Genomic DNA, 20,267 nt, shown 5'->3' with positions numbered 1-20,267 from the left:
CCCCGAACCGTACGTGCACCTTTCAGCGCATACGGCTCTCTGTTCAAGCTTGGCCCATGGCCATAGCAACATCATGATAGTGCGAGGTGACAGTGCTGCGGGCTTCCTTTCGGAGGATGTATGGATTTTCCTCCGGATTGCGCCACCGGAACTGCGCCTTCGGGCTTGAGACAAGCCGGTAAAGTGCTTTTCCGTTGGTCCCGCCGCGTTCATTCCGACCAAACACGAGCCAGGTTTTCGCCTTGCCCGGTTCCGGGGTTCGGTACCATTTCCGCATCAAAGGTTTGATGCGAGATCGGTATTTGTGCCCCAGCCAATGTGCCATTTTCCAGAATACGACATGGTCGATGTGCCGGAATACGTACGCGGTGAAGTCGGTGAACTTGTAGAACGCTGCCCATCCCGCCAGTTGGCGGTTCAGGCCTGCGATCATGTCGACCGTGCTGACACTATGATTGCCGGAAAGGGTTTCAGTGAGCCTGCGAACAAACCCCTTCGCCTTTTCCTTGGGTATCGTTGTGACAACGGACATGCGTCCGTGCGACCCTCGCTTGCGAATGATCCTGTGCCCCAGAAAGACGAAGCCGTCATTGACGTGGGTGATATGGGTTTTCTCCATATTCAGCATCAATTTCAGCTTGCCTTCCAGAAAGGCGCGGCATTCCTCGCGGATTTCCTCTGCTTGAGCTTTGGTCCCTTTTACGATCACGACAAAGTCGTCAGCGTATCGGCAATAAGCAACCGCCGGCTTCCATTGCCGGTTCTCTCGAACCGTAATAGGGCGGCCCAGCTTGATGCCAAAGTTCCATGCCCAGCGGTCCTTGCGGGCCTTGTCGCTCAGGTATTTCGCCTCCAGCCACGCATCGAACTCATGGAGCATGATGTTGGACAAGAGCGGTGACAGCACGCCACCTTGCGGAACACCCTCGCTGGAGGCTGTAAACAGGTCACGGTCAATGTGACCTGCCTTCAGGAACCGCCAGAGAAGATCAACAAACCGCCCATCCTGCACTCGTCGCCGCACGCATCTGATAAGCAGCCGGTGATGGACCGTGTCGAAGTAGCTTGCCAGATCACCTTCGATGATCCAACGGCCCCTCGTCGTGTCGGCTCCATCCTGAAGCTGTATCTTCACGGTGCGGACGGCATGGTGCACGCTCCGTTCAGGCCGGAAGCCATAGGATAGGCGATGGAAGTCGCTTTCCCAGAGTGGCTCTATGGCCATGAGCATGGCTCGTTGGACGATGCGATCCGTCAGAGTCGGAATACCCAGTGGGCGTAGCTTGCCGTTGGTTTTCGGGATATAGATCCGCTTCACCGGCTGGGGGCGATAACTCTCGTCCAGCAGGCTTTTCCGCAGGTCATCCAGATGCTGATCCAATCTGACCTGCAGTCGTTGCTTATCTATTCCGTCGATGCCCGATGTTCGTGCGCCACTTGACGCCAGAACAATCCGAGCGGCCTCGGCAAGCCATTCCCGGTTGGCAATCAGCCGAAGGAGGCGATCGAACCTTCGGTTCGGATCGCTCTCGGCCCATGTCGCGAGCTTGTGCTGCATTTCACTGATTATCAAAGGTCTTCACCTCATTCGGTCAGGTAGTTTGCACTCCAAGCAGTTTGAACTGTTCCCCTTCGCCATGTGGCAGGTTTTCCCTGCCGCGGACTACTACGAGAACTCCGCCAGCATGATGGACATCAGGGTCAACTCCCTTGCGACGCAAAGCATCGTGGGCATTCCATCATGCCTTCCCTCGTTCATATGCTGGACGTCATCGTATTGGTGAGGCTGCCGGTCGCAGTCTTTTCCCTTGCTTTCCGCAAGTCGATGCCGATGCCATGGTCTGGCTGCGTTCTCCCCATGACCCCTCGCGAGCGTCTTACATCTGGGCTCGCGTTCGGATGCACGCCGTCATAACTGTCCGGCGACATCATCAGCATTCCACCTGTTAAGCCGTGTAGACGGAGGCGACATTTCAGCCCTTAGATGCGGGTAAACCGGTTCGTGTTCCTCAACCTTCCAATACTTCAGCCTCGGGGACCATCTCGGCTTAACGGCTTCGCCTCAATCCCCTTTACCTGCGGGCTACGTCACCCTGCCAGTTGACGACAGGTCACCGCCGCTTGGGCTCATGTCCCCTCACAGCAGGGAACAAGTCATATTTTTTTTTCTCAGTCCTCCTTTCTCTTTTGCATTCCAGTCATACGCTTCCCCAACTGTGGGGCGAGGCGCACTGTAGGTGATGTCCATCGCCCAGACCTGGTTTGGGCGTGTGATCTCCATGCCGCGCAGCAGATACGGATGGATCTTGTGCCCGGGTTCGGGCTTGGTGGTGCGCGGCCGGCGGTAGAGCGCCTCTATCCCCATCCGCCGCATCAGCGTTTTGACATGCCGGCGGCCGATCTTGCACCCCTCGGCAGCCAGCAGGTCTCGCAACATTCGCGAACCGGCGAAAGGAAACTCCAGGTGCAGCCGGTCGAGCCGTCGCATGATCGCGAGGTCGGCGGGCGACACCGGACGTGGTAGATAATAGACACTGCCACGGCTGATCTTCAAAACTTCCGCCTGTTTCGTGATCGGCAGGTCGTGCTCACGGTCGATCATCGCTTTGCGCTCAGCAGGCCGGCTTTGCTGAGCGCGCCTTCTAAAAAACTAGTCACGGCGCCGCGCGCCCCGTGTAGGGGTAGAAACGGGTTGACGCTAGACTGCGCCCGGAAGGGAGCGGCCGTTATGATTTTGGAGGCAATTGCACCCCGTTAAAAAACCTGGTCCATGGGCTGTTGCGAACTTGACAGTGGTGACGCCGTCTCGGCGATCCCGTTTAGGAATCTGAATAATTTGCGCAGCTCAGCCCTTCCGCTATGTCAGCAGGAGGATCGGAGATGAACTACAAAAGATCGAAGTCCAGGGCGGACCGTACGATGCCCACCGTGCACCCGAACGCGGCTGCCATCGACGTTGGCGCAACCATGCATATGGCAGCCGTAGGGGCAGATGCCGCACCTGAGCCAGAACGCAGCTTTGGCACCTTCACGGTCGATCTCCATCGGCTGGTAGACTGGTTTACGGAATGCGGCGTCGAGACGGTCGTCATGGAATCGACCAGCGTCTACTGGATTCCGATTTTCGAACTTCTCGATGCCCGCGGGTTTACGGTATTCCTTGTCAACGCGCGCGATGCCAAGCACGTGCCCGGGCGCAAGACCGATGTCAGCGATGTGCAGTGGCTGCAGCGGCTCCATTCGTTTGGGTTGCTGCGGGCCAGCTTTCGGCCCAAAGGGCAGATTGCCGAGCTGCGAGCCTACGTGCGTCAACGCGAGCGCCTGCTGGAGCACGCTGCCTCACACATCCAGCACATGCAGAAGGCACTGACCGAGATGAATCTTCAACTCCACCACGTCGTCGCCGACATCACCGGCGCGACCGGCCTGCGCATCATACGCGCGATCCTTGCTGGCGAGCGCGACCCCGAGGCGCTGGCGGGCTTACGCCATTACAGTTGCCGCTCCAGTGCCGAGACGATCGCGAAGGCCCTCACCGGGAACTATCGCACCGAGCATCTGTTTGCACTCGAGCAAGCACTCGCCCTTTACGACGCTTACCACGAGAAGACATCTGCCTGCGACGAACGGATCGAAGCCGTGTTGAAGGAACTGAGCATCCATCGCGGGCGTGGTCATGGGACAGTTCCGTCGGCCTCGCGGCGTCAGAACAGAACCGATCAGGCGAACGCTCTGGCTTTTGACGTCCGCGCGGCGCTGTTCGCGCTGCTCGGAAGGGACATCACTACGATCGACGGCCTCGGTCCTTACGTCTCGCTGAAGCTGATCGCTGAATGCGGCGATGACCTCACCTCATGGCCAAGTGAAAAACATTTTACCTCCTGGCTGGGGTTGGCTCCGAGCAATAAGGTCTCCGGCGGGAAATTACTCTCGTCACGAACGCGCCGATCCGGCGGTCGAGCCGCGGCTCTTCTGCGCCTCGCTGCCGTCACCGTCGGACGCACCGATACGGCGCTCGGCGCCTTTTACAGGCGACTCTCGTCCCGCGTCGGGAAAGCTAAGGCAGTGACCGCTACAGCGCGCAAGATCGCTGTGCTGTTCTACAACGCTGTTCGGCACGGAACGGAGTATGTCGATCCGGGAGCCTCATCCTATGAGACACGCTACCGCACGCGGGTCGTCAACAATCTGCATCGGCGTGCCAAGGCATTCGGGTTTGTTCTCCAGCCCTTGGAGCCCGAAGCTGGCGCTGCTGCCGTTTCTTAGGAATCGTTCTCCAGCGTCAGCTCCCCGATCTTGGCGTGCAGCGTTTTCACGTCCACCGCGGGCTCGCTCGTTCTGTTGCCACCGCCAGGACCAAATACCTCGGCCGCCGCTTCCTGAAGCTGGGACTTCCACTGCGTGATCTGGTTCGGGTGCACGTCGAAATGCTCAGCCAGCTGGGCCAGCGTCATCTCGCCCTTGATCGCCGCTAACGCCACCTTGGCCTTGAATGCCGGTGCGTGCTGCCGGCGGGCTCGTCTGCTCATCGTCTCTCCTGATTCGCGGGACAATCTTGCCCGCCGTCAGGCAGAAACTCCACTTATCGCCCTGTCCAGATTTCCGGAGCCAGCTCTGAAGTTGTAGCCGGCGGCGGCGAGAACAGCATCGCCCTGGCGGTGCCAGAGATAGTTCCGGCTCATCCGATGTTCGGATTTGAGATGGCCGATGACCGGCTCGATGCCGGGCGACGGCGCATCTCGCGCTTGATCTTGGGCGTCACTCGCCGCTTCTGCCCTGAGATGAACACCGTGAACTTATACTCGGGCGGGTCATTGTGACCGCGGTAGCCTTTGTCGAGCAACATGCGTTCGATGATGTTGCCGATCGGCGCCTCCATCTCCGGGATCACAGTCTCGAGTGTATGGCCATCATAGGGGTTGGCAGGCAGCGCCTTCACATGGGTGACGAACGGGCGGCCTTTGGCATGCATGCTGTCAACGGAGCGAACTTTCCGTGAGAATGGGCTTTCAAATTTCCCTATGTGACGGCGACTATGGTTCGGGGATCAGCCGCGTATCGGGATCGGGAGGTAGGCAATCTCGTCGAAGACAAGGAGGGAGGGAGGGCGAGGAACCGCAGGTCTCGCGCTTCGATACCGGCTGTTCTCGCTGGAAGCGGCGTGACTCGCGATCTTTAAGTCGACCGATAACTGACTGCAGCGGCGTACATAGACTGCTTCAGTAACTCGCTCGACCCGTGTTTGCTGCAAAGATGCGAACAAAGCTGGAAGCAAAGCACTCGTTGATCTGAATGAATTGGAAGATAATGAGATGGTGAGCTGAATAGCGACAATCCTTTCGTAAGGTTGCAAAAGCCGAGGTCAGAGCTGGCTCCGGAATTCTAGACAGGGCGATAAGTGGAGTTTCTGCCTGACGGCGGGCAAGATTGTCCCGCGAATCAGGAGAGACGATGAGCAGACGAACCCGTCGGCACCACGCACTGGCATTCAAGGCGAAGGTGGCGTTAGCCGCGATCAAGGATGAGATGACGCTGGCCCAGCTGGCTGAGCATTTCGACGTGCACCGGAACCAGATCACGCAGTGGAAGTCACAGCTTCAGGAAGCGGCGGCCGAGTTATTTGGTCCTGACGGTGGCAACAGAACGAGCGAGCCCGCGGTGGACGTAAAAATGCTGCATGCCAAGATCGGCGAGCTGACGCCGGAGAACAATTCCTTAAGAAACGGCTGCGCTGGCTGTCGGCTCCATGGGCTTGAGAACAAAGCCGAACACCTTGGCGCGTCGATGCAGATTATCAATCACCTGCGTGCGATAGCGGGTCTCATAGAACGATGCGCCGGGATCGACGTACTCCATTCCGTGACGCACAGCGTTATAGAACAGCACGGCAATCTTGCGCGCTGTGGCGGTCACCGCCTTGGCCTTGCCGATGCGTGCGGAGAGCCGCCGGTAGAACGCGCCCAGTGCGGTGTCGGTCCGTCCAACAGTTACGGCGGCTAGGCGCAGGAGCGCTGCGGCCCGGCTCCCGAAACGGCGTGTTCGTGACGAGAGCACCTTCCTGCCGGAGATCTTATTGCTCGGCGCCAAGCCTAGCCGTGAGGTGAAGTGTTTTGCACTTGCCCACGCGGAGAGGTCCTCCCCACATCAGCGATCAGCTTCAGCGAGAGATAGGGGCCGAGGCCGTCGATCTGGGTGATGTCCTTTCCGAGCAACGTGAAGAGTGCCGCGCGGACATCGAAGGCCAGTCCGTTCGCTTGATCGGATCTCGCCCGGCTTGGGGCAGCAACGAATCCCATCTGCGACCGCGACAGATGCTGAGCTCCTTCAATACGGTTTCGATCCGGGCGTCGCAGGCAGACACCTTCTCGCGGTAAGCGTCGTAGAGGGCGAGTGCCTGCTCCAGCGCAAACAGGTGCTCGGAGCGGTAGCTGCCGGTGAGCGCCTTCTCGATCGTCTCAGCACTGGCGTGGCATCGGTAATCGCGCAAGTGCGCCAGCGCTTTGGGGGCATGCTCGCCGGCGAGGATCGCGCGGATGATCCGCAGACCAGTCGCCCCGGTGATGTCGGCAACGACGTGGTGGAGCTGAAGATTCGTCTCCGTCAGCGCCTTTTGCATATGCTGGATATGTGAAGCCGCATACTCTAGCGGACGCTCGCGCTCACGTACGTACGCTCGCAGCTCGGCGATCTGGCCTTTGGGCCGAAAGCTGGCACGAAGCAGACCGTAGGAATGAAGCCGCTGTAGCCACTGTGCATCTCTGACGTCGGTCTTGCGTCCGGGCACGTGTTTGGCATCGCGCGCATTGACGAGGAACACGGCAAAGCCACGGGCGTCGAGGATTTCGAAAATTGAAATCCAGTAGACGCTGGTCGATTCCATAACGACCGTCTCGACGCTGCATTCCCTGAACCAATTCACCAGGCGATGTAGATCGGTCGTGAAGGTTCCTAAGCTGCGCACGGGCTCAAGCGTGCGATCTGCCCTTACGGCAGCCATGTGCATGGTCGCCCCAACGTCGATGGCCGCCGCGTTCGGATGGATCATCGGCATCATGCGGTCGATCTTGGGTTTCGATCTTTTCCGGTTCATCTCCAATCCTCCTGCTGACGACAGCGGAAGGGCTGGGCTGCGCTATTGCTCAGATTCCTAAACCGGATCGCCGGATGGCGTCACCACTCTCAAGTGCGCAACAACCCATGGACCATGTTTTTTAACGGGGTGACATGCCACCAAAATCATAACGGCCGCTCCCTTCCGCCCGCAGTCTAGCAGCCACCCCTTTCTATCCCACAGGGGGTGCGCAGTGCCGAGACTAGTTTTGTAGAAGGAGCGCTCAGCAAGGCCGGCCTGCTGAGCGCAAAGCGATGATCGACCGTGAGCACGACCTGCCGAAACAGGCGGAAGTTTTGAAGATCAGCCGTGGCGGTGTCTATTATCGACCACGCCCGGTGTCGCCCGCAGACCTCGCGATCATGCGACGGCTCGACCGGCTGCATCTGGAGTTTCCTTTCGCCGGTTCGCGAATGTTGCGAGGCCTGTTGGTTGCTGAGGGATGCAAGATCGGCCGCCGGCATGTTAGAACGCTGATGCGGCGGATGGGCATAAAGGCGCTCTACCGCCGGCCGCGTACCACCAAGCCAGAGCCTGGACACAAGATCTATCCGTATCTGCTGCGCGGGATCGAGATCACACGCCCGACCAGGTCTAGGCGATTGACATCACCTACAGTGCGCACCACATTTGGGAAGCGCGTATGACTGGAATGCAAAAGAGAAAGGAGAAAACAATGACTTTTCCTCTGCTGTGCGGGGACATGAGCCCAAGCGGCGGTGACCTGTCGTCAACTGGCAGGGTGACGTAGCCCGCAGGTAAAGGGGATTGAGGCGAAGCCGTTAAGCCGAGATGGTCCCCGCGGCTGAAGTATTGGAAGGTTGAGGAACACGAACCGGTTCACCCGCATCTGAGGGCTGAAATGTCGCCTCCGTCTACACGACTTAACAGCTGGAATGCTGATGATGTTCCCGGACAGATAGGACGGCCGGCATCCGAACGCGGGCCCAGATGTAAGGACGCTCGCGAGGGGTCATGGGGAGAACGCAGCCAGAGCATGGGATCGGCATCGACTTGCGGAAAGCAAGGGAAAAGTCTGCGACCGGCAGCCTCACCAATACGATGACGTCCAGCATATGAACGAGGGAGGGCATGATGAAATGCCCAGGATGCTTTGCGTCGCAAGGGAGTTGACCCTGATGTCCACCATGCTGGCGGAGTTTCCGTAGTAGTCCGCCCGTAGTAGTCCGCGGCAGGGAAAGCGAAGGGGAACAGTTCAAACTGCTTGGACTGCAAACTACCTGACCGAATGAGGTGGCTTGCCGAGGCCGTTCGGATTGTTCTGGCGTCGAGTGGCGCACGAACACCGGGCATCGACGGAATAGATAAGCAACGACTGCAGGTCAGATTGGATCAGCATCTGGATGACCCGCGGAAAATCCTGCTGGACGAGAGTTATCGCCCCGAAAACCAACGGCAAGCTACGCCCACTGGGTATTCCGACTCTGACGGATCGCATCGTCCAACGAGCCATGCTCATGGCCATGGAGCCAATCTGGGAAAGCGACTTCCATCGCCTATCCTATGGCTTCCGGCCTGAACGAAGCGTGCACCATGCCGTCCGCACCCTGAAGATACAGCTCCAGGATGGAGCCGACATGACGAGGGGCCGCTGGATCATCGAAGGTGATCTGGCAAGCTACTTCGACACGGTCCATCACCGGCTACTTATCAGATGTGTGCGGCGACGAGTGCAGGATGGGCGGTTTGTTGATCTTCGCTGGCGGTTCCTGAAGGCAGGTCACATCGACCGTGACCTGTTTACAGCCTCCAGCGAGGGTGTTCCGCAAGGTGGCGTGCTGCACCGCTCTTGTCCAACATCATGCTCGATGAGTTCGATGCGTGGCTGGAGGCGAAATACCTGAGCGACAAGGCCCGCAAGGACCGCTGGGCATGGAACTTCGGCATCAAGCTGGGCCGAGGAATGCCGCGCCTTTCTGGAAGGCAACCTTAAATTGATGCTGAATATGGAGAAAACCCATATCACCGACGTCAATGACGGCTTCGTCTTTCTGGGGCACAGGATCATTCGCAAGCGAGGGTCGCACGGGCGCATGTCCGTCGTCACAACGATACCCAAGGAAAAGGCGAAGGGGTTTGTTCGCAGGCTCACTGAAACCGTTTCCGGCAATCAGGACGGTCGACATGATCGCCGGCCTGAACCGTCAACTGGCGGGATGGGCAGCGCTCTACAAGTTCACCGCCTTCACCGCGCACATGTTCCGGCGCATCGACATCGTATTCTGGAAAATGGCGCATTGGCTGGGGCACAAATACCGATCTCGCATCAAACCTTTGATGCGGAAATGGTACCGACCCCCGGAGCCGGGCAAGGCGAAAACCTGGCTCGTGTTTCGAGCAGTTCCGCGGCGCGATCTACCTCGTCACCTCCGGCGGCGGCGCCACCTCGATCGAAACGGCGCGGCGCTTTAGGTCGAAGAGCGCTGCGAAGTTGCGCTTGCCTGCGCGGTATCGCCGACATCGTCGCTGCGGCGCTCGGGCGTGACGATGCGGGAGGGCGTGTTCACTCGTTGCCCCGCCGGTACTTGTTCGGCAGCAATTCGCCGATCGTCACCACCTCCGGCTCGCGGCCATTCTGCGGCGTTTGGTCGAAATGAACGCGGTGGGCCACACGGAAAAGCACTTTACCGGCGTGTCTCAAGTTCGAAAGCGCAGTTCCGATGGCGCAATCCGGAGGAAAATCCCGACATCTTCCGAAAAGAAGCCCCCAGCACTGTCACCTCGCACTACCATGATGTTGCTATGGCCATGGGCCAAGCTTGAACAGAGAGCCGTATGCGCTGAAAGGTGCGCGTCCGGTTGTGTGTCCAGCGAAGGCTGGCATGTTCAGCAGGAGACAAACCTGCCGGGGTAGAAGTCAGAGCCCCGTAGTTTGGATAGCAGAAGTGATGGAAACTGAAACTCTGAAGCCTATCGACAAAGTCTCCCCAGGGGAGGCTACGAGTCATCGGGCCGTAATAAAAGTGAACGCGTTGTGGCCTCGAAAGTGAGTATCCCCGGGGGCCGAGCCTTCAACCGGAGGGCGAGGGCAGCATGAGCAACTGAACACTGACCGATACGGATGTTCACCTCGGCGGGGTGGAAGCGACAGCACGGTGACAAGGACATGCTGAGCAACTGGAGAAGCCCTCCTCGTCCCGACGCGAAATCGTCGGAGCAAGGTAGGCCGTATAACCGGCGAAACCGGGAAGTCGGCCGAAGACGAGAGGGTGGCGGCCGGGTCCGGAGTAGCAATGAAGCGGAGTAATATCCGTGGAGCCAAGGAACCCTGCCATTTGCAATGTCTCCAACATAGGGAAGGCAAGGACGAGATGACAAAGGCGTCCATTGATTTGCAGGACCTGAGGCGGAGAATATACGTCAAGGCAAAGGCTGAACTGTCCTGGCGGTTCTGGGGACTATACGTCCACGTCTGCAAGATGGAGACCCTGCGCGCTGCGTATGAGATGGCCAAAGAGAACGATGGAGCACCGGGAATAGACGGCGTCACCTTCGAGGCCATTGAGACGCAAGGCGTGGAAGCTCTGCTTGAGCAGTTACGGGACGAACTGATCGGGCGCACCTACCAGCCACTTCCCGCGCGGAGGCAGGAGATACCGAAGGACGGGGGCAAAGTCCGTGTCCTCTCGATTCCGGCGATCCGCGACAGAGTGGTGCAAGGGGCGCTCAAGCTCATCCTCGAGCCTGTGTTCGAGGCTGACTTTCAACCGGGGTCGTATGGATATCGGCCCAAACGGACAGCACATGGCGCCATCAAGCGTGTGGCTGAAGCGATAGTCCAACGGAAGACGCGGATTCTCGACATTGACCTGCGGGCCTACTTTGACCATGTCCGGCATGACCGGCTGTTGGAGAAAGTGGCGCGGCGGGTTGATGACGCGCATATACTGCATCTCCTAAAGATGATGCTGAAAGCCTCAGGCAAGAAGGGCGTTCCGCAGGGCGGTGTGATCTCGCCTTTACTCAGTAATCTCTACCTCAATGAGGTGGACAGGATGCTGGAGCGAGCGCGGGAAGTCACCCGCAACGGCAAGTACACCTACGTCGAATACGCGCGATTCGCTGACGACCTGGTGGTCTTGATCGACGCCTACAAGCGTCATGACTGGCTGATTGGAGCCGTGACCAAACGACTCCGGGAGGAGTTCGCCAAGCTGCAGGTGGAAATCAATGATGAAAAGAGCCGCACAGTGGACCTTGAGCGCGGTGAGTGCTTTGGGTTCCTGGGCTTTGAGTTCCGCTACTTCCGCGGACTAAGCGGAGCGATGCGGCCGCATTACACGCCCAAGCTAGCTCAAAAGCGGACGGCACTGGTGCGGGCGCTCAAAGAGGTGTTCCGCCGACACCGGTCGCAACCGGTTGAACGAGTGATAAACTTGATCAATCCGATGCTCCGGGGGTGGGTGAACTACTTCGCGGTGGGGCATTCCAGCGAGTGCTTCAGCTTCATCAAAGACTGAGTGGAGAAGAAGGTCAGGCGCCATCTGGCGCATGCTCAGAAACGAAAGGGCTTCGGCTGGGAACGATGGAATAGGCGGTGGCTGTACGACACTCTCGGGCTGTTCAACGCCTACAGAGTGCGACGCGACGGGCCGAAAGTCGCCCCAGCAGGATAGGTCCCATAAGCGTTGGTGTGAAGCAAATGGGAGCGCGCAGTGCGGGAAATCCGCATGCTGCGTGCGACGTGGAGGGGACTGGAAACGTGGCGCGGTCGAGAGGCCTGTCGGCGCGCCAGTCTTCGACCCTACCGACGAGCGGGATGTGGAAACGGAGCCAAGGGTGAACCACTAAGGCACCGCCAGACGAAAGAGGCGGCAAACAGATATGTTCAGCCTACCGCCACCGCGCCACATCTCGACTCTACCGAATTGAGCCAAATCGAGCGGGACGAACTGACGGCGATGCGCGGCGGCGGCAAGCATGCCGCCCGCAAGCTCAAGCGGGCGCAGATTCTGCTGGCGGCCGATGCCGGTAGTTGCGACGCGGAGATTGTCCGAACCGTCCGGGTCAGCCTGTCCAGCGTCGGCCGGACCAAGCGCCGCTTCGTGGAAGGCAATCTGGAGCGGGCCTTGAGCGAGGAGCCGCGTCCGGGCGCAGAGCGCAAGCTGACCGGCAGGGAGGAGGCCCTGCTGGTGGCGACGGCATGCGCCAAGCCGCCCGCCGACCGCAAACGTTGGACGCTGACGCTGCTGGCCGACACGATCGTCAAGCTCACCGATCATGACAGCCTGTCGGGCGAGACCGTGCGTCGCCGGCTGGCCGAGAACGACCTCAAGCCATGGCGCAGGGACATGTGGTGCATCCCCCATGTCGATGGCGAATACGTCGCCCGCATGGAGGACGTGCTCGACCTCTACGCCGAGGCGCCGGATCCCGTCCGGCCGCTGGTCTGCTTCGACGAGACCCCCGTCCAGCTCATCGGCGAGGTCCGTCAGCCGATTCCAGCCGAGCCGGGACAGCGCGAGCGCTACGATTACGAGTACCGCCGCAACGGCACCGTCAATCTCTTCGTTACCTTCGACCCGCATCGTGGCTGGCGCAACGTCAAGGTTACAGACCGCCGCGCCGCCGTAGACTACGCGCACTGCATGCGTGAACTCGTCGACGTCCATTATCCCGACGCCGCCTGCATCCGTGTCGTTCAGGACAATCTGTCGATTCATACCGCCGGCGCGCTGTATCAAGCATTTGCGCCTGCCGAGGCCCGTCGCATCCTGCGCCGCCTCGAATTCCACTACACCCCGAAACACGCAAGTTGGCTCAATATGGTCGAGTGCGAGATCAGCGTGCTGCAGCGTCAATGTCTCGGCCGTCGCATCGACGACCCCAAAAGGCTCCGAAACGAGATCGCTGCATGGCAACGGCCGCGAAATAAAACCCGACAACGCATCAAGTGGATGTTCACGACCGACAAAGCCCGCGCCAAACTCCGCCGCGCCTATCCAACGACCTCCAAAGAGTCAAAACCACTGTGATAAACCACTAGGTAGTCCCTGAAGCCCGTCACGCCGGGGATCATGCGCTGACCCTCAAGATGCGCTCGACCGGGCGCTCCGTCTCGAGGCGTTGCTCCATCTTCGCAGCGAGGCAAAAGACAATACGCGCGTTTCACTGCTGAGCTCTTTCGCCCTCGTCGATCGGTTGAGGTTCTGGCCTGTCGAGACTCGCGATCGCAGAACGGAGTTCTTCTTGAGCGCGGCGCCAACCAGCCCCCATATCGCGCAAAAGCGTAGCCGATCGATTGGTATGCATTTCGAGCTCGTCGAGGGCTGCGGCAACCGCTTCCGGAGCGGACCCTCCCCCTGCTCGAGCCGTTCTCGCAATGACGTCTGGCGCCAGCGCGGCCTCGACGCTATCGAGTAGTCGGCCGCTCTGCATGATGCTCAAGAGGCTTGGTGCACCACATTCGACAGCGATAGTCACGAGCTGCCCGACTTCATGATGAGCGGAGCGAAAATCGAGGCCACAGCCGACGGCGAGCCGCGTCGCCGTTTCCATGGCGTTCACGAACGACCTATCGAACATCGACGAAGCATCTTCAGCGACGGTCAGGCCAGAAAAACACAATCGGATGAGGCGCACCGACCCAATGGAATTGGCGATACCGGACCAGATATGGCGAGTAGCTTCCGTTCCGACGGCCACACAGTTAGTGAACGGCGTGCTATGCATGCCCGTGACTGCGGCGACAAAACAGCCAACCAACGCGCCTGCCTTTCCCTGGACATGCTCGAGGAGGAAAGGATTTCGTTTGTGGGGCATCGCCGAGCTAGAGCCAACCAGTTCGTCCGGAAGATTAGCTAACCCTGCTTCGCCCACCCAGAGCAGCAACGTCTCGGCGATGCGACTTAAATTCGATCCAAGAATTGCCGAATTGGCCAGCAGGCGAAGGATCAGATCGCGAGATGCCACGCTGTCGATGGAGTTGACCGGCGGAGTCGCGAAGCCGAGTAGCCTTGCCGTCAAGTCGGGTAGGATCGGCAAAGTCGAGCCACCCCCAACGCCAGCACCGAGACAGGAACGGTTGAGGAGCGGATGCACGGCCAGAAGCGCATCCAAATCGCGCGCTAACGCGCCACCGAACGCCGCAAGATGGTGCGCGAAGGTGGATGGTAAGGCAGGGTGACGGTGCGTGTGCAGCGGGAAGACCGTGTTAAGGTGAGTGCGAGCCAGTCTGCATAGCACGCGCAGAAGTTCGAGGAGTTCGCCGGCCAATTCTTGATACGGCTCTCTGAGCTTGAGCTTCACGAGAGTCGCGTTGATATCATTGCGGCTCCGGCCAAGATGTAAATTACTGGCTTCCTTGCCGATCACTGACCGCAGATGGTCCTCATAAGCGAGATAGGAGCCGCGAGGTGCAGGCGAAAGAGCGAGGCTGTGGAACTCCTCAGCCTGCAATCTATCGAGCTCGACGAGCACTTTCTTGGCGAGACGGCGGTCGATCAGCCCCACTCGCTCAAGCATAATGGCCTGGGCTCGATCGATTTCGGCGTAGAAGGGTAGCTCGTCACTCACTGCTCGCCGAAGATCGGCGTCAAAAACGACGGAGCTCGCTTCTGGATGGAGCGTGGATTTGATGCGGCCTGTCTTGTGCAAAGTTATCTCCTGATCCCTGTCGGATGAAAGCAACCGCAGCTTCGGCACGCGAGGCAGCAGCCGCCGCATCGTCGTCAACCGCGATGACGTGACCGATTCGGTCGCGGAAATCGTTCGATCGCCTAAACTCCGTCGGCAGCGTGCGATATAGCGCGAACTCCGTTAGTCCGAAGCGGTCGACAAGGCGCTCGCGGGACTGAGGGAGGTCGAAAAAGCCTTCGCGCTCCGGCAGGATGAATCGGATCGAACCGTGCGCGCCTGCGCCCGGAGTCGTGGGGGCACCCCCAGTAGGCTGCATAGGAATGCGAGGACCAGATCGAAGCCAGTCGCGTGACGGAAAAGGGTGGGGATCGAGCCGCCGGCGAGGCGTGGATTAACTTCGATAATCGTGATGCTGCCCTGGTGTACCCGGAGTTCTACATGAGCTGGTCCCCGCGCATGACGCAGGACCGCTATGGCGCGAAGGGCTTCACATACGATTTGCGCTCGCAATTGAGGCGACATCATTGCCGGCGCATCGTGCCCGATCTCGACGAAATGCGGTAGATTTCCGAGATGTTTGCGCGTCACGCCGATGACCCGACTGTCGAGAATCTCGACGGAAAACTCGTCGCCCGCAATATACGACATGATAAGGGCGCCGGATTGGATAGGGCGGCCGCGCACGTCCGTCGTGGTTCCGAGCAGGTTGCGCAAAGCCTGGATCGCGTCGGTCTCAGTTTCCACCAGGGTGACACCGACGCTACCGGTACCGCTGATCGGCTTTACGACTGCAGGTAAGCCGATCCGTGTAATGGCGTTGCGGATATCACAGTCCGCACCCACGACGGCGCTATAGGGGACCCCGACGCCCCCCTCACGCAGGGCGGCAGCCTGGCGAGCCTTGTCCCTACAGAGTGCGATGGCATCGGGATCCGGGCCGATGAGCCCGAGCCGCCTTGCTTGCAGCGCGGCCGCGTGAAGATAGAGATCGCTCGAGGTGGTTAGCAGCTCAATCGGCATGACCGCGGCGACATCATCGACGACGGCGGAAATAGCGACGTCTGAGGACGTATCGCATATGCGTAGGTCGAGTTCCGGACTGCCGTGCAGAAAGCTATACCGCTCAGGCGAGGCGGTGACAAAGACTGTAACGAGCCCCAGTTCTTGGGCGCGCAGAATGAAGTCGGCACCCGAGCCGGAGGTATTGGACTCGATGAAAATCGCGGCGGAGATCGCCATTGCAGTAGCCTTCACTTTGCGGAACGCGAAGCCTCCATCACGCCGGCTAGCGAGCGGCGGTTCCAATCGAAACGACACCAGCCGCGCTTGGCGCAAAGGGGATGATTGACGAGAATAGGCTCGATCGCGGCAAGCTCGGTCCGATAGTTGTGCTCGCCCAGCCACACTGGATCATAGACGTTGTGCTCGTAACGAATGCTGTCATCCGGGAACACGGCGAGCACCTTGCTTTGGGGAAAACGCTCCGCGTACCACTTGGCGACCATGTAGGCTGCCCCGCTCGTGGGCCCGCGCTTTAGCGAAGTTTCGCGATGAAGTCGATGCGCAGCTTGGTATGCTTCGTTGGCGCCGAGCCAATGGATTTCATCGAATGCCTCGTGAAACAAATTGCCAGGGAGAATGCTATTGCCGAGACCGCGGAGATCGCGGCGCCCAGCGGGTTGGCCAAACAATACGCTACCAAAAGTGTCGATGCCGACGAGTTTCATCTCGGGAAAAAATGCGCGGCAGTAGTGGGCAAGACCGCAGGATGAACCGCCCGAGCCCACGGTTGCGACGATCATGTCGATCTTGCCGAATTGCCTGATCGCTTCCTCAGCTGGACGTGCATAGGAAAGGCGATTGCCGAGGTTGTCGTACTGCCGTGACCAGGTGGCGCCAGTGTGGTCCATGAAATCAAGCAGCGCTCGTTTCCGGATCAGTTGGACGTTCGCTTCGGATGCCGCGGCCTCGACGAGATGCACTTCGGCTCCCAACTCCTCCATCGTGCGTTTGAGTGGCGGCTCGATGGCGCGATCACCAAAGATATGCAATTTGAGCCCGAAGTGCATGCAAACGATGGCAAGACCGAGGGCCATGGTTCCGCTCGATGTTTCGACGACCGTCGTGTTAGGCCTGATGTCGCCGTTGCGAACACCTGTTTCGATAATGTTAAACGCCGGAAAAACTTTCATCATCCTGAAGTCGATGGCCGCCAAGTTTTTAGGCCGCAATGAGACGATTTTGAGGGGCGCATGAGCGCCGATGATGTCGGAGAGCGTGTCCGGCATCGAATGCATCCTCAATACGGGGTCGAGAACGTACGAAGGCGATCGAAGCCGAGGCGGGTGATCGCGGTGCTGGCCTCACCCACTCGGGTGCGAAGGTCTGGCTGAGCCGGGTCGAAGATCAGGCCTGCGACAGTACCGCTATGGGCGACGATGATACCTGCCGAGCCGGTGCATTCCTTGATACGGATGAGTTCGCTAAACTTCGGCTTCTTGAGTGCATTCTGCATGGCGGTCTCGCTCGTCATCGCGGAAAAGGTCGCAACCCGACCGGCGAGCGCAACGCTCTGCTCAGCAATTGCCCGCTCCAGGACCGCTATCGAGCACCCGAACGCGGCTATCTGGTCGCGCGAGTAGCGCGCTCGCGGTAATCGGTCGGTGTCGATACGGCCGTCGGCCGAGTTGGTGTCAAACCCGAGAACATGCATTTGCGGAAGAGGACCGTTGAACGTCCGGACAATCTTGCCCATGCGTTGGGCGAACAAGATGGTAGTGCCTGTGCAGTCGAACATAAGCGAGTCGCATGCATGCTCGACCGCCACAGCAAGCTTCGCTTGCAGATGAGGCGCCAGAATGATGGGCACCCCCCGATGGGCACTGACAGCGTTGGCGACTGCGCGGATGGAGGCTACCACGCCCGTCGTAGAAGAGCCCATTCCGACGCCTAAAGGGATGACCGTGGTCACTTCGAGGCTAGCAGCCATGCTCCTCAACCCGAACGCATCGAGGGCAAGCCGAGCCGCGATCTCACATTTGCGGAAATGAGGCGGTCTCACGCGGATTCCCGTGTGGCCGGCCTTGAGCAGAAACTTCCCCCTGCGACTTGGTTCCAAGGTTATGCGGGCGACCGATCCATCGGCATGCGGCATGTGAACTGAGACCAGCGCACGTATAGTCCGGCGGCGCCCTTCTTCCACGACGTCGAAGGCACCCTGCAGCAGTTCGCCGAAATGCGGATGGCAGGTCGCTACGCCGGATGTATTCACCTGCCGGCGCTGAAAGGCGGGTGGACCGTAGGCCGGAAGTTCCAGTTTGCTCTCGATCATGTCGCTCGCCTGCCGTAATGGCGCAGCCAAGCCGCAGTTGACTTGATTCGCAAGCAGCATCGAAGCCGATGAAAGTAACCGTCCGTATTAGGGGATGCTATCCAATACCGAACGACCACATCGTCATCGGCTAGCGTCCTCAGAGATTCCAACTTGATCTGCATCAGGAGCGAGGTCCGTTCAATGTGTGCGCAGAAGCGGTCCGGCGTAATCCGCTCCGCGGCTGAAAGTCCGGCGAAATTGTTTGCAGGACCTTAGCTAGGCGCAGATTTGCACGCACCTACCCGGATTGGGAGTGTGCTTAATCAGCTGAGTCGCTGGTTCCGAGCAGCAATCCAGTCATGTGCTGCGCCGGCACAACAGCGTCCACCACCGTTCGCGCAAATGGGCAGCCACTTTGGGATAACGGCTGAAGTCCGAACGGCGATCTATCAGATGCTAAGCCTGTCGCGCACAAGCGCGCCAGCTGCAAAGCTCAGCAGTCGAGGGGGCTTAAAAGCATCTATACGACCGCAAGTTCAACGCTCTCAATAAAGCCTTACGTTTCATAAGAGACTTACCCTTCAACTTGCCGAGGAGCTCTGCGTCCACTACTTTCGCAAAACAAAAAGTACATCTCTGTCGAATAAGAAGGTCGCTGTATAAGCATACGGCGGCAGAGGCGGGCGCGCAAACCGAGACGGGACCCGAGCCGGGCAATGACAATGCTCAGGGGCGCGGCAACGGACGGGGCGCAAGGAATAGTCGGGGAAGTGAGGCCGTTCACTGTCAACTACCGATCCTGTGTGGTTGAGCACGCGTGGTGAACCGGGAATGGTTTCGTGCATTTGTACGTGGACTGCGGGGAAGCCAAGAGAAAGACTAATAGGAACGCTTCAGACGGATGCCCGCTGACAAAGCGTTCACGAAGTCGTCCGCCTCAAGCTCTTGAATGCATCTTCGTGATCTGCCGCCCCGATTTCAGCTCTTGTTGGAGAAGAACTATGACGGCACTTGACTGCGCTTCTATCACAACGATCCCTTGCGCTCCATTCTCCCAAATGGAATACGAAAACCGTGTCGAGCAAGCGAGGCGTTTAATGAAACGATACGCTTTCGACGCACTTCTCGTGACATCAGAACATAACTTGCGCTATTTTGTTGGTGAAATCGGCCCGACGCCGCATCAGACCACCCGGCCGCGCTTTCTTCTCATCCCTTCATCTGATGAAGCCGTCGCGATCCTACCATCGGGACTCGATGAGTTTTATGGTGAGACTACCTGGTTAAAAAATTATCGAACTTGGTCAGGTCCGAATCCAAAAGATGAGGGTGTTTCCACGCTTGCGAAAACATTGCGCGAGCAATTGCCAGACCATGCGAATGTCGGGACAGAGCTTGGCGCGGAAAGCAGGCTTGGCTTCCCAGTAGGAGACTTTCTGCGTGTTGTGGATGCGATCAAACCTCGGACATTTGCCGATGCGTCGGACACGATATTTACTCCCTTGAGAATGATCAAGTCACCTGCGGAGATTGACCGAATTCGTACTGTGTGCGGGATTGTCTCAGAAGCATTTATTAATTTGCCAGAAAAGCTGCGTTGCGGCATGACGGAACGAGAGGCGTGCCGCCTCTTTGAGCTCGAATGCTTTATTCGTGGAGTGGATAAAACTACGAGGATTAACAGTGCTTCTGGGCGAGGAGGTTGCACGCGCCCCTACGGCGTTCCAACTGACAAGCCTCTATCCGATGGGGACCTCCTGTTTATCGACGCCGGCTGCTTGTTCGACTTTTATTGGAGTGACTTCAATCGAAACTTTGTGTTCGGCGCGCCTGATCCGCATACCGAAGGTGCCTATCAACTCGTTTGGGATGCGACTGAGGCAGGAATCGCCGCAGTTAAACCTGGTATTCCGATCTGCGATATTTGGAGCGCAATGTCAAATGTACTAAATAGGGGAAAGAATCGAGGTAACCCTACAAGCATCGGGCGAATGGGGCACTCAATGGGTTTGTGGATGCCTGAGTTACCTTCTGTTCAGCCTGATGATAAGACGATACTAAAGCCCGGTATGATTATCAACGTCGAGCCAAGTACGAATTATCCTTCGCATTTCGATGGCTCGCCGAAGTTGATGCTTCACGAAGAGGTTGTTGTCGTCACGGAACTCGGAGCCCAACTGCTTACGTCTCGTGCTTCTCGAACGATACCGGTTGTTGCGACATGAAACGAGGGCAATAGCTGCC

General features: G+C 58.8%; 11 protein-coding genes and 6 pseudogenes. 7 read left to right on the top strand and 10 right to left on the bottom strand.

The genetic code is table 11. From position 1 onward, the window contains the following. Nucleotides 1–43: 43 nt before the first annotated feature. Both ltrA (QA640_RS37385) and QA640_RS37380 read right to left on the bottom strand, forming a co-directional pair. On the bottom strand, nucleotides 44–1,573 hold the full coding sequence (ltrA, locus tag QA640_RS37385) for a group II intron reverse transcriptase/maturase (RefSeq protein WP_283037743.1): 1,530 nt from the start codon (nucleotides 1,571–1,573) through the stop codon (nucleotides 44–46). Nucleotides 1,574–2,233: 660 nt separating this feature from the next. Beyond that, nucleotides 2,234–2,650, bottom strand: a pseudogene (locus tag QA640_RS37380) (IS3 family transposase); the annotation flags it as partial. 230 nt (nucleotides 2,651–2,880) lie between these two features. Here QA640_RS37380 and QA640_RS37375 point away from each other — a divergent pair. Further along, nucleotides 2,881–4,266 carry an IS110 family transposase gene (locus tag QA640_RS37375; RefSeq protein ID WP_283037742.1) on the top strand — a complete coding sequence of 462 codons (1,386 nt, stop codon included), beginning with the start codon at nucleotides 2,881–2,883 and terminating at the stop codon, nucleotides 4,264–4,266. Between the two features lie 2 nt (nucleotides 4,267–4,268). Here QA640_RS37375 and QA640_RS37370 read toward each other — a convergent pair. Beyond that, a pseudogene (locus QA640_RS37370) lies at nucleotides 4,269–4,529 on the bottom strand (transposase); the annotation flags it as partial. Between the two features lie 84 nt (nucleotides 4,530–4,613). After that, nucleotides 4,614–4,972, bottom strand: a pseudogene (locus QA640_RS37365) (IS5/IS1182 family transposase); the annotation flags it as partial. Nucleotides 4,973–5,451: 479 nt separating this feature from the next. Between QA640_RS37365 and QA640_RS37360 the strand changes: the two are divergent. Beyond that, nucleotides 5,452–5,712 (top strand): annotated as a pseudogene (locus QA640_RS37360) (helix-turn-helix domain-containing protein); the annotation flags it as partial. Between the two features lie 3 nt (nucleotides 5,713–5,715). Here the strand turns inward: QA640_RS37360 and QA640_RS37355 are convergent. Together QA640_RS37355 and QA640_RS37350 are read right to left on the bottom strand one after the other, a co-directional pair. Then, nucleotides 5,716–6,087: a hypothetical protein gene (locus QA640_RS37355; protein ID WP_283043005.1), complete on the bottom strand. Its 372-nt coding sequence runs from the start codon at nucleotides 6,085–6,087 to the stop codon at nucleotides 5,716–5,718. A gap of 70 nt (nucleotides 6,088–6,157) precedes the next feature. Beyond that, nucleotides 6,158–7,054, bottom strand: a complete 897-nt coding sequence (locus tag QA640_RS37350; protein ID WP_283037741.1) for an IS110 family transposase — start codon at nucleotides 7,052–7,054, stop codon at nucleotides 6,158–6,160. A gap of 257 nt (nucleotides 7,055–7,311) precedes the next feature. On the opposite strand from QA640_RS37350, the pseudogene QA640_RS37345 reads away from it, so the two are divergent. The 4 genes and pseudogenes from QA640_RS37345 to QA640_RS37320 form a co-directional block, all read left to right on the top strand. Next, nucleotides 7,312–7,706: pseudogene (locus QA640_RS37345) on the top strand (IS3 family transposase); the annotation flags it as partial. A gap of 660 nt (nucleotides 7,707–8,366) precedes the next feature. Beyond that, a pseudogene (locus QA640_RS48420) lies at nucleotides 8,367–9,466 on the top strand (reverse transcriptase domain-containing protein); the annotation flags it as partial. Between the two features lie 977 nt (nucleotides 9,467–10,443). Further along, nucleotides 10,444–11,592 (top strand): group II intron reverse transcriptase/maturase, encoded by a 1,149-nt coding sequence (ltrA, locus tag QA640_RS37325; RefSeq protein ID WP_283037737.1) that lies wholly within the window; start codon nucleotides 10,444–10,446, stop codon nucleotides 11,590–11,592. 441 nt (nucleotides 11,593–12,033) lie between these two features. Further along, a complete protein-coding gene (locus QA640_RS37320) occupies nucleotides 12,034–13,107 on the top strand; it encodes an IS630 family transposase (protein WP_283043004.1) in 1,074 nt (357 codons plus the stop codon). Nucleotides 13,108–13,240: 133 nt separating this feature from the next. On the opposite strand, the gene QA640_RS37315 is transcribed toward QA640_RS37320, so the two are convergent. From QA640_RS37315 to QA640_RS37300, 4 genes are all read right to left on the bottom strand, one after another. Continuing rightward, nucleotides 13,241–14,797: a lyase family protein gene (locus tag QA640_RS37315; RefSeq protein ID WP_283037736.1), complete on the bottom strand. Its 1,557-nt coding sequence runs from the start codon at nucleotides 14,795–14,797 to the stop codon at nucleotides 13,241–13,243. A gap of 93 nt (nucleotides 14,798–14,890) precedes the next feature. Further along, nucleotides 14,891–15,949 carry an ATP-grasp domain-containing protein gene (locus QA640_RS37310; protein WP_283037735.1) on the bottom strand — a complete coding sequence of 353 codons (1,059 nt, stop codon included), beginning with the start codon at nucleotides 15,947–15,949 and terminating at the stop codon, nucleotides 14,891–14,893. 11 nt (nucleotides 15,950–15,960) lie between these two features. Next, entirely contained in the window at nucleotides 15,961–16,998 is a 1,038-nt protein-coding gene (locus QA640_RS37305) for a pyridoxal-phosphate dependent enzyme (protein ID WP_283037734.1), read from the bottom strand. Nucleotides 16,999–17,009: 11 nt separating this feature from the next. After that, nucleotides 17,010–18,041: a hypothetical protein gene (locus QA640_RS37300; protein WP_283037733.1), complete on the bottom strand. Its 1,032-nt coding sequence runs from the start codon at nucleotides 18,039–18,041 to the stop codon at nucleotides 17,010–17,012. Nucleotides 18,042–19,024: 983 nt separating this feature from the next. Between QA640_RS37300 and QA640_RS37295 the strand changes: the two genes are divergently transcribed. Continuing rightward, nucleotides 19,025–20,248: a Xaa-Pro peptidase family protein gene (locus tag QA640_RS37295; protein WP_283037732.1), complete on the top strand. Its 1,224-nt coding sequence runs from the start codon at nucleotides 19,025–19,027 to the stop codon at nucleotides 20,246–20,248. Nucleotides 20,249–20,267 lie beyond the last annotated feature (19 nt).

This window comes from Bradyrhizobium sp. CB82 (assembly GCF_029714405.1).
In the GTDB taxonomy this organism is placed as follows: domain Bacteria; phylum Pseudomonadota; class Alphaproteobacteria; order Rhizobiales; family Xanthobacteraceae; genus Bradyrhizobium.
Note: the sequence above shows the minus strand (reverse complement) of the source record. Positions and strands in the feature narration are given on the sequence as shown.

Excerpts from the sequence above, each read along its gene's own strand:
- QA640_RS37375 (WP_283037742.1), top strand. The coding sequence starts at position 2,881 with ATGAACTACAAAAGATCGAAGTCCAGGGCGGACCGTACGATGCCCACC.
- QA640_RS37350 (WP_283037741.1), bottom strand. The coding sequence starts at position 7,054 with ATGATGCCGATGATCCATCCGAACGCGGCGGCCATCGACGTTGGGGCG.
- ltrA (WP_283037737.1), top strand. The coding sequence starts at position 10,444 with ATGACAAAGGCGTCCATTGATTTGCAGGACCTGAGGCGGAGAATATAC.
- QA640_RS37320 (WP_283043004.1), top strand. The coding sequence starts at position 12,034 with ATGCGCGGCGGCGGCAAGCATGCCGCCCGCAAGCTCAAGCGGGCGCAG.
- QA640_RS37315 (WP_283037736.1), bottom strand. The coding sequence starts at position 14,797 with ATGCGGCGGCTGCTGCCTCGCGTGCCGAAGCTGCGGTTGCTTTCATCC.
- QA640_RS37310 (WP_283037735.1), bottom strand. The coding sequence starts at position 15,949 with ATGGCGATCTCCGCCGCGATTTTCATCGAGTCCAATACCTCCGGCTCG.
- QA640_RS37305 (WP_283037734.1), bottom strand. The coding sequence starts at position 16,998 with ATGCCGGACACGCTCTCCGACATCATCGGCGCTCATGCGCCCCTCAAA.
- QA640_RS37300 (WP_283037733.1), bottom strand. The coding sequence starts at position 18,041 with ATGATCGAGAGCAAACTGGAACTTCCGGCCTACGGTCCACCCGCCTTT.
- QA640_RS37295 (WP_283037732.1), top strand. The coding sequence starts at position 19,025 with ATGACGGCACTTGACTGCGCTTCTATCACAACGATCCCTTGCGCTCCA.